Below are 9,768 nucleotides of genomic sequence, written 5' to 3' on the forward strand. Positions count from 1 at the left end.
ACCCCGGACAGGTTGCTGTCCTGTGCCTGGCCCTGTTGCTGCTGCTGCCCCCGCGACTGATCGGCGACGTTGACGTCGGGCTGCGCCAGCCCCTGCTGGGCGAACAGCTCGCGCAGGCGGTGCACCTGGCTGTCCAGGGCATCACGCACGCCCGCGTGGCCGCTGATGAACGTGATCTGGGTCGCCTGGTCCGCCGCCACATTGACGCGAATGTCCAGGCGGCCCAGCTCGGCCGGCTCCAGCTGGATATCCGCCGACTTGAGATTCTGGCTGGACAAGTACATGACCCGGTTGACCAGGCCCTCAGCCCACGCATTCTGGTTCATCGGCAAGGGCTGGTGCAGCGGGCTGGCACTGGCCGGCACCGCGTTGGCGGTCTTGGCCGTGGCTGCCTGGGTCAGGCTGGCCAGGCGATTGGCGAAGTCGTCGATACGGGTGTCGCTGGCAGCGCTCTTGGTGTCTTTCAGGCCATCTTCGAGCAAGGCACCGAACGCCCCGTCACCGGACTCGGTAGCGTCGCCCTCGGCTTGCTCGACCAGATTCGCCAAGGTATTGACGGCAGCGCGGCCGTCATCGCCCTGGGCCTGAGCCGGATCAAGGGCATGTGCGGAAGTACTGCCTTTGGCCTGGGCGCTGTGCTCCAGCGCCAGGCGCAGGGTTGGCAGGTTGGCCAAGGGGTCGGCGTCAGGGTCGAAGGCTTCTTCGGTGGGTTCTGCCGGCACTGCGGTGGCCAGTTGGGCTTGCGCCGTGGCGGCTTGCAACACGGGCGTCACCGCCTCGGCCTGGGCCTGGATCAACTGCCCGCCGGGCTGGCCATCGGTGACCTGCCCGGCCACCAGGCTGGCGTCCGTCAGCCCGGCATCGGCCTGGGCGGTATCGTCATCTGGCAATTTGTTGCCGTCATCGGCAACCGCTGCCTTGCTGCCCGGGTCTTTCTTGCCGCCAACAGCCGCTTCCGGCTTGTCCTTGGGCCTGGCCTGGGCAACCTTGTCATCGGGCCCAGCCGGCGGGTTGCGCCGCTGCCGGGCCATGACCTGGTCGAAGCCGTCGCCCTTGTCGCCCAACGCCTGCACGGGTTTGTCTGCCTGCAGGGCAGTTGAACGCGCGCTACTGGCGGGGACATTGGCTTGAAAAAAAGGGTTGGGTGCGACAGGCATCGAGCGGTCTCCGCGCCAGAACGTGAGTATCTTCCTGGCGGAGAAAAGCAAGACTCGCGCCAACTAGCCGTCAGCCTGCAGAAATGCGAGCTTTCTCTGCGCGATAAAAGCGCTCTACCTCCTTGTACTCCAGGTCAATACGGCTGATCAGGTCCTCGATGCCGTACAGCGGCGGCCGCCGCGCTCGCTCTTCAAGCTGCTGGCACAGGCTGGCCAAAACCATCGCGCCCATATTGCTGCTGCTGCCTTTGAAGCTGTGCGCAGCCGCCCTGAGTTCGGGGGCACTTCTGGCCGCATGCAGTTGCCCCACGCGGCACTCCGAATCCTCGAGAAACGTCTCCACCAACTTGAGATAGCCATCCTCCATGACCTCACGCAGGTCGTTGAGGACCCGGTGATCGATATGCATGTCCGTCACTTGCTCACTCCCTGATCAAGCAGATTATGCCCAAGCCCGCCCGGGGCTCACCATTCGAATTCCACCTGCGCACACCGCCCACCCTCTGCCCAGCGCGCATCACCGGCCAGCTGCCGCACCAGGTTCAGGCCACGCCCACTCAGGCCGTGGTCCGGCACAGCCCGTGCCAGTACGCTCGGCACATCGAAACCAGCGCCGCTGTCGCTGACTTCGATACTCAGACGCCCACCCTGGCCACGCGGTTCAACCCTGAAACGGATGCTTACACAACCTTCAGCCAGCGATGCCAGGCGCCGCGCCCGTTCTTGATAATAGTCGGCAAAGCCCTGCACATCGCATTTGAGCTGCGAATCCAGGCCGAGCACGCCATGCTCCAGCGCATTGGAATACAACTCGCTGAGCACGCTGTGCAGGTGGCCAGTGCGCGCTCGCAAGCCGGGTATTTCCTGCAACAACTGCACCATGTAGGGCACCGGGTTGAAACTTTTGAGGCTGGCACCCCGCACCTCGAACGCCAACGACCAGTCCTGCGGGCTGGACCGTCCGCTGTCAGCGTAGACCACCGGCATCGGTGGCCGCTCTTTGGCACCGAACATGCGGATATCGCACAGGCTGATATCGTCGCGCGGGTGCCCTCCAAAACGCTCCAAGGCCAACAGCAGCTCGTCGAACAAGCGGGCCGGGTCACGATTGGCGTTCAGCACCTCGCGCAGGCGCCGCTCGCCGAACAGGCGCTCCTGCTCGTCGGCAGTCTCCAGCACCCCGTCCGACAGCAGGAACAGGCGCTCCCCTGGCACCAGCGGCAACATCTCTGTGCTGGCATCGAAGCGTTCGGCCGCCAGAATACCCAGGGGCAGGTGCCGAGACTGCAGCACCGACAACACCTGGCCATCCAGCGAGAGGTGGTAGACATCAGGCATGCCGCCATTCCAGACCTCTACTGCGCCACACTGCATGCTCAGATTCAGCAGCACCGCACAGCAGAACATGTCGACCGGCAGAATACGCTTGAGCTTGGCGTTCATCTCGCGCAGGACCTCGGCCATGCCGTAGCCCTTGGCGGTCATGCCGTAGAACACCTCCGCCAGCGGCATGGCACCCACCGCAGCCGGCAAGCCGTGGCCGGTAAAATCACCCAGTAGTACACGCATGTCGCCGGCCGGTGTGAAGGCCGCCAGCATCAGGTCACCATTGAACAAGGCGTAGGGTGATTGCAGGTAGCGGATGTTCGGCGCCGCCAGGCAGCCGGCATGCGCCACCTTGTCGAACACGGCCTTGGCCACCCGCTGTTCGTTGAGCAAGTGGTGGTGGTGCCGGGCGATCTGGTCGCGCTGCGCCAGCACGGTACCCTGCAACCGACGCAGGCGGTCCATGGCGCGGATCTTGGCTGCCAGTATTACCGCCCTGTAGGGCTTGGCCATGAAGTCATCGCCGCCCGCTTCCAGACAACGCACCAGGGCCTCCTCCTCGTTCAGCGAGGTGAGGAAAATGATCGGCACCAGCGCCTCGCCGGCCAGGGCCTTGATCTGCCGCGCCGCCTCGAAGCCGTCCATGACCGGCATCAGCGCATCCAGCAGCACCAACTGCGGGCGCCGCTCGACGAACAGCGCCACGGCCTGCTCACCATTTTCCGCAGTGACAACCTCGTGCCCCTGGCGGCGCACGATCTGCGCCAGCAACAGACGGTCGGCGGCACCGTCCTCGGCAACCAGTACGGTCAATGCCTGTTCGGCCGGCATGTCGGCGCTCAGCTGATCTTGAAGAGTTTTTCGAAATTGGAGATGGCGAGAATCTTGCGCACATCTGAGCTGGGATTCATCACTTCCACCTCGACCGTTTCGCCCGCATGGTCACGCAGCAGCAACAGCATGCCCAGGGCCGAACTGTCGAGGTGGGTCGTGTCTTTCAGATCGACAACCACGCGATCGTGCCGGCCTGGTTGGCGCTCATAAGCACCGCGAAATTCCTGATGCTGGCTGAAATCGAAGCGTCCTTTGATCTTGATCGTCAACGTTTTCCCATCCTGCGTGAGATCAGTTTCCACTGCCATGCGAGCGATTCCTTCGATGATGGCGAATACAGCTTGTTGAAGGTTTAGCAGGCGATGGCACGGGCGGCAAGAACACGGCGCCCACAGGCCGCTTCACAAAGCGACGCCCCGGATTCAGAACTGATCTTGCCGCGGCAGGCGCTGGGACAACTCGTCCAGCAGGCGCTGCTCACGCTTGTCCTCGGCGCGGCGGGCCTCGTCCAGGTAGCGCTGCACCAGCTTGCGCAGCCCCTCCACCCGGGCGTAGGCCTGCTGCCACGTGCCACGGGCATTGTCGAGGTTGTTCTGGTGCCAGACCAGGCTCTGCCGCTGCTGGGTCATCGCCGTTTCCAACTGGCCAAGGAAGCGCTGGTAGTTCACCAGCCAGTTGCCATTGACCCCCTGCCCACCGCGGTTGATCCACTGCTGCTGGTAGTCTTCGCGAAACCGCTCCAACTCGGCCAGCTTGGCCTGGGCGACGGCAACTTGCTGCTGGAAATGGCCCAGCCGCTGGGCGGCCTTGCGCTCGGCCTCTTCGGCCATGTCCATCACCGGCGCCAGGCGCGCGGCGCGCCCAGGGAGGGCCATGGCCTATCAGCCGGCCGGGGGCGTGAAGATCGCCCCCAGCTCTTCACGGCTCTGCGCCATACCCACGTTTTCACGCAGGCCCTGGCGCAAGAAGCCCACCAGCTTCGACTGCAGGGCAATCGCCAGGTCAGTCTCCGGATCGCCGCCCGCCACATAGGCACCCACGCTGATCAGGTCGCGGCTTTGCGACAAGCGCGACCACAGCTGCTTGAATTTCTGCGCCTGGCGCAAGTGGTCGGCATCCACCACCTGCGGCATCACCCGGCTGATCGAGGCTTCGATATCGATGGCCGGGTAATGGCCTTCCTCCGCGAGGCGCCGCGACAGCACGAAGTGCCCGTCAAGCACACCACGCGCCGAATCCGCGATGGGGTCTTGCTGATCGTCACCTTCGGACAGCACGGTATAGAACGCGGTGATCGACCCACCGCCCGGCAAGCCATTACCCGCCCGCTCCACCAGCTTGGGCAGCTTGGCAAACACCGACGGCGGATAACCCCGCGTGGCCGGCGGCTCGCCAATGGCCAGGGCAATTTCCCGCTGGGCCTGGGCAAAACGGGTCAGCGAATCCATCAGCAACAGCACATTCTTGCCTTTATCGCGGAAGTACTCGGCAATGCGCGTGCAGTACATGGCGGCGCGCAGGCGCATCAGGGGGGCATCGTCGGCCGGCGAGGCGACCACCACGGAGCGCTTCAGGCCCTCCTCACCGAGAATGTGCTCGATGAATTCCTTGACCTCGCGGCCCCGCTCGCCAATCAGGCCGACCACGATGATTTCCGCTTCGGTGAAGCGGGTCATCATGCCCAGCAATACCGATTTACCCACGCCAGTACCGGCAAACAGGCCCAGGCGCTGACCGCGGCCGACGGTCAGCAGGCCGTTGATGCTGCGAATACCCACATCCAGCGGTTTGCTGATCGGGTCGCGGTTGAGCGGGTTGATCACCGGCCCGTCCATCGGCACCCAATACTCGGCCTTCATCCCGCCCTTGCCATCCAGCGCGCGGCCCGCTCCGTCCAGCACCCGGCCGAGCATGCTCATGCCCATGGGCAGGCGGCCGCCGTCATCCAGCGGCACCACGCGTGCGCCCGGGGCAATGCCGACAATGCTGCCCACCGGCATGAGGAACACCTTGGACCCGGCAAAGCCCATGACCTCGGCCTCGACCTGCACCGGGTGGTAACTGTCGTCGTTGATCACCAGGCAGCGGCTACCAACGGCGGCACGCAGACCTTCGGCTTCCAGGGTAAGGCCGACCATGCGCAGCAGGCGGCCTTCGACGATGGGCTGGGCGGGCAGCGCAATGGCCTCAGCGTAACTGCCCAGGCGCTTGCTGAAACTGGTGCGTTCAAGGCGCATCAGGGTTGTCCACGGCAGGCTCGACCGGCGCATCCAGGTCTATCGCCAGGTCGGGTTGAGCCGGGTGCAGGGAATGGTCGTGCAACTGGTCGAACAATTGCGCCACGGCCTTTTCGGTACGCGTTTCCATGCTCGCGTCGATGCGGCTGTGCGCGGTTTCGATGCGGCACCCCCCCGGTAACAAGGCGCTGTCTTCCAATAGCCGCCAGTTTTCCTCGTGCCGTTCGCGCAGGGCCTTGGCCAGCTCGAAATCCTGCGGGTTGAGGTGAATACGAATGTTGTCCGCGCCCATGGGCAGCAGCTTGAGTGCCTCGCGCAACACCTGGGTGATCTGGCTGGAGTCGGTGCGCAGCTCACGGCCGATCACCTGGCGGGTCATGTGCGCGACCAGCTGCACCAGCTGCTTTTCGATCTGCGTGTCTTGCTCGGCAATCGGCGCCATCAGGTTGCTCATCAGCCGCTCAAGGCTGTCGAGCTTGGCCTTGAGCGCCTCTTCGGCCTCCTGGCGCACCTTGAGCTGGGTGCTATGGAAGCCCTCGCGCTCACCGGTGGCGAAGCCCTCGTTGTAGGCTTCCTGGCGTATGGCTTCGAGCTCTTCCAGGGTCAGTGGCTGGACTTCTTCCAGCGGCACTTCCTCGATTTCGTCCTCGACCACCTCGGGTTCTGGCTCAGGTTGGGGCTCGGGTTGCGGGTCGAAACTGGGCAACGCCCATACATCCACGCCCTCGAGGTCGCGGGCACGGATCAGGTCGCTGGGGTGGTGTTCTTTGGTGGACATTGGTAATGCCTGTGGGTCATAGCGGCAAGCTTCAAGCGGCAAGTTTGAAGAAAAAGCAGGCTGCGCAAGGGCTGCTGTTTCTTTTAGCTTGCCGCTTGTAGCTTGCCGCTTAAATCATTTCCTCGGCGCCTTTGCCGCCAAGCACGATCTCGCCGGCTTCGGCCATGCGCCGGGCAATGGTGAGGATTTCCTTTTGCGCCGTTTCCACATCGCTGACCCGCACCGGGCCCTTGGCCTCCAGGTCGTCGCGCAGCAGCTCCGAGGCACGCTTGGACATGTTCTTGAAGATCTTGTCCTTGACGCGCTCGTCGGCACCCTTGAGCGATACCACCAGCACGTCCGACGACACCTCCCGCAGCAGCGCCTGGATACCGCGGTCGTCGACATCAGCCAGGTTGTTGAAGACGAACATCAGGTCTTCGATCTGCTCCGACAGGTCGCTGTCGATTTCGCGGATCGCATCCATCAACGCGCCTTCCACGGAGCTGTCGAGGAAGTTCATGATGTCGGCGGCGCGCTTGATGCCACCCAGGGTGGTGCGCGCGGCGTTGGAGTTGCCCGAGAACTGCTTCTCCAGAATCTGGTTCAATTCCTTCAAGGCCGCTGGCTGCACCGTGTTGAGCGACGACACGCGCAGCACGATGTCCAGGCGCACCTTGTGGTCGAAGTTGCTCAGTACCTCGCCAGCCTGGTCGGGGTCGAGGTAGGCGACCACGATGGCCTGGATCTGCGGGTGCTCGTAGCGGATCACATCGGCCACGGCGCGCGGCTCCATCCACTTCAGGCTGTCCAGGCCACTGGTGTTGCCACCCAGCAGGATGCGGTCGACCAGGCCGTTGGCCTTGTCCTCGCCCAGCGCCTGGTTGAGCATCTTGCGGATATAGGCATCGGAGCCCACGCCCAGGCTGGTCTGGTCGCCGACAATGTCGACGAACTCGCTCATCACCTGCTCGACCTGGTCACGGTGCACATTGCCCATCTGCGCCATGGCCACACCTACCCGCTGTACCTCCTTGGGGCCCATGTGCCGCAGCACCTGCGCCGCATCGGTTTCACCCAGCGAGAGCAACAGGATCGCCGCCTTGTCCACGCGGCTCAGCTTGGCGGTAACGGCTCGGTTATCACTCATCGGCGTTGATCCACTCTTTCACGACCTGGGCAACACGGCCCGGGTCTTCGGCCACCAGGCCTTTGATTGCGTTGAGCTGTGCCTCGTAACCCTCGCTTGGGCTAGGCAGCAGAATGCTTGTCGGGCCACCCAGGCTGACGCGGTCGTTGGCCAGTTCGCCATCCAGACCCATCATGCCGCCCAGCTCCATGTCGCTATCCGGGGCAGCTTGCTTGCCGCCCCCTGTAATGTTGTTCAACACCGGCCGCAGTACACCGAATACCAGCACCAGGATGAACACTACGCCCAACACCTGCTTGACGATATCCCAGAACCACGGCTGCTGGTAAAAGGCGATGTCGGCAATTTCCTCGCCACGGTCGGCCGCGAACGGCACGTTGATCACCGTCACGCTGTCGCCACGGCTGGCATCGAAACCAACGGCGTCCTGCACCAGGCGGGTGAAGCGCGCCAGGTCTTCGCTGCCCCACGGGGCACGGGTGGTGTCACCGGTCGCCGGGTCGATCTTGACCTGGTCGTCGACCACCACGGCCACCGACAGACGGGTCATGCGCCCTTGCTGCTGGCGGGTGTGGCTGATCGAGCGGTCCAGCTCGAAGTTCTTCGTGCTTTGCTGACGCTTGTCCGACGGGTACGGCGCGAGCATCGGCTGGCCGGTGGCCGGGTCCATGATCTGCTGGCCATTGGCATCGACCAGCGGTTGCCCAGGCTGAATGGCCGCTGCCGGGGTGGCGGCGCCACCGGTGGTCTGCGGTGCCGTGGCCGCACCGGGCGGCTGGTTGCTCAGCGCCCCAGGCACGCCCTGCGGGCCTTGGCTGCTGGCACGTTGCTCATCAACCGACTGCTCACTGCGCAGCGCTGGTTGGTCGGGGTTGAACTGCTCGGAAGTGGACTCGACCGCGCTGAAGTCCAGGTCGGCGGACACTTCGGCCTTGTAGCGGTCGTTGCCCAGCACCGGTTGCAAAATGTTGTGCACACGCTGGGTGAGCATGCTTTCCACCCGGCGGCTGTAGTCGAACTGCTTGCCAGCCTGGGTCAGCGCAGAATCCTGGATCTGCTCGGACAGCAGGTTGCCCTTCTGGTCCACCACGGTGACCTGTGACTTGTCCAGCTCCGGCACGCTGGTGGCGACCAGGTTGACGATAGCCATCACCTGCCCGGGCTCCAGGGCGCGGCCTGGGTACAACTCGACCAGTACCGAAGCGCTGGGCTTGCGTTCGTCGCGCACGAACACCGAGCTTTTAGGAATGGCCAGGTGAACGCGGGCGGCCTTGACGTTGTTCAGGCTCGACACGGTGCGCGCCAGCTCGCCTTCCAGGCTGCGGCGGTAGCGGGTAGCCTCCATGAACTGGCTGGTGCCCAGGCCCTGCTCCTTGTCGAGCAGTTCGAAGCCCACGTTGCCGTCACTTGGCGCCACGCCCGCCGCGGCCAGTTTCAGGCGTGCGCGGGCGAGGTCATCGGACTTGACCAGCAAGGCGCCAGAATTGGGTTCGACGTTGTACGGAATGTCGGCCGCAGCCAGGGTGTCCATGACCTGCTTGGTGTCCATGCCCGACAAGCTGCCGTACAGCGGACGGTAATCGGGTTGCTGCGACCACAGCACCACGGCAAAGCCGATCGCCACGCTGGCCGCCAGGCCGACCATGAGGCCGACCTGCCGCAGCATGGGCATCTGCGCGATGTTTTCCAGAAACGCCATGCCGAACAGCGGCGGCTTGGCCGCTGGCGAACCAGCCTTGGCGGGGGCGTTATCGACGACTGCTTCAGCCATGGGTTACATCCGTCCTCAAACCGGCATCTGCATGATGTCCTGGTACGCCTGGACCAGCTTGTTGCGTACCTGGGTCATGGCCTGCATCGACACGCTGGCCTTTTGCGAAGCGATCATCACGTCGGTGAGGTCGACGCCGCTCTTGCCGATTTCGAAGGCGTTGGCCAACTGGGTCGAGGCTTGCTGGGTTTCATGCACCTTGCCAATGGCCTGGCCGAGCATGTCGGCAAAGGTGCTTTGACCGGGCGCCAGCTCGGGGGCAGCGGTGACCTTGGGCAGCGACATGGCGTCGGCCTGCATGGCGCGCATATCCAGCATCAGACGATTGAATTCAACACCTTGGCTCATGACCCTTCTCTCTCCTGCGGCCGCATTTTTTTGACACCCATGCAGCGAATAGCCTAGGTAAAGCAACAAAGGTGCCAGCCTCTAGCGTTCAGGCAACATCACACCCCTGTGGGAGATTCTATGGTTCCTGGCAAGGGTAGCCGCTGCATCTTCACTGCCTGTGAGATTGAGCGCCGCCCGCGCGGCGC

10 protein-coding genes are annotated in these 9,768 nt (G+C 64.1%); all 10 read right to left on the reverse strand.

Annotation, left to right across the window (positions count from 1 at the left end):
* The coding region (locus DMX12_RS28385) for a flagellar hook-length control protein FliK (protein WP_110680051.1) at nucleotides 1-1,157 on the reverse strand (1,157 nt) is incomplete at its 3' end.
* A 70-nt stretch (nucleotides 1,158-1,227) separates the two neighbouring features.
* Nucleotides 1,228-1,575 (reverse strand): Hpt domain-containing protein, encoded by a 348-nt coding sequence (locus DMX12_RS28390; protein WP_110680052.1) that lies wholly within the window; start codon nucleotides 1,573-1,575, stop codon nucleotides 1,228-1,230.
* 47 nt (nucleotides 1,576-1,622) lie between these two features.
* On the reverse strand, nucleotides 1,623-3,314 hold the full coding sequence (locus DMX12_RS28395; protein WP_110680053.1) for a fused response regulator/phosphatase: 1,692 nt from the start codon (nucleotides 3,312-3,314) through the stop codon (nucleotides 1,623-1,625).
* Between the two features lie 8 nt (nucleotides 3,315-3,322).
* Nucleotides 3,323-3,625 (reverse strand): STAS domain-containing protein, encoded by a 303-nt coding sequence (locus tag DMX12_RS28400; RefSeq protein WP_110680054.1) that lies wholly within the window; start codon nucleotides 3,623-3,625, stop codon nucleotides 3,323-3,325.
* A gap of 114 nt (nucleotides 3,626-3,739) precedes the next feature.
* Nucleotides 3,740-4,192, reverse strand: coding sequence for a flagellar export protein FliJ (gene fliJ / locus DMX12_RS28405; protein WP_110680055.1), 453 nt, complete (start codon nucleotides 4,190-4,192; stop codon nucleotides 3,740-3,742).
* Between the two features lie 6 nt (nucleotides 4,193-4,198).
* On the reverse strand, nucleotides 4,199-5,554 hold the full coding sequence (gene fliI / locus DMX12_RS28410) for a flagellar protein export ATPase FliI (protein WP_110680056.1): 1,356 nt from the start codon (nucleotides 5,552-5,554) through the stop codon (nucleotides 4,199-4,201).
* Entirely contained in the window at nucleotides 5,544-6,332 is a 789-nt protein-coding gene (gene fliH / locus DMX12_RS28415; RefSeq protein ID WP_110680057.1) for a flagellar assembly protein FliH, read from the reverse strand. The genes fliI and fliH overlap by 11 nt, the downstream gene beginning before the upstream one ends.
* A 109-nt stretch (nucleotides 6,333-6,441) precedes the next feature.
* Nucleotides 6,442-7,461, reverse strand: coding sequence for a flagellar motor switch protein FliG (gene fliG, locus DMX12_RS28420; RefSeq protein WP_003254434.1), 1,020 nt, complete (start codon nucleotides 7,459-7,461; stop codon nucleotides 6,442-6,444).
* Nucleotides 7,454-9,232, reverse strand: a complete 1,779-nt coding sequence (fliF, locus tag DMX12_RS28425; RefSeq protein WP_054904678.1) for a flagellar basal-body MS-ring/collar protein FliF — start codon at nucleotides 9,230-9,232, stop codon at nucleotides 7,454-7,456. Before fliF ends, fliG begins: the two co-directional genes overlap by 8 nt.
* Before the next feature lie 15 nt (nucleotides 9,233-9,247).
* Nucleotides 9,248-9,580: a flagellar hook-basal body complex protein FliE gene (gene fliE / locus DMX12_RS28430; RefSeq protein ID WP_003254438.1), complete on the reverse strand. Its 333-nt coding sequence runs from the start codon at nucleotides 9,578-9,580 to the stop codon at nucleotides 9,248-9,250.
* Nucleotides 9,581-9,768 lie beyond the last annotated feature (188 nt).

This window comes from Pseudomonas sp. MB-090624, from assembly GCF_003205245.1.
GTDB classification, from domain to species: Bacteria; Pseudomonadota; Gammaproteobacteria; order Pseudomonadales; family Pseudomonadaceae; genus Aquipseudomonas; species Aquipseudomonas juntendi.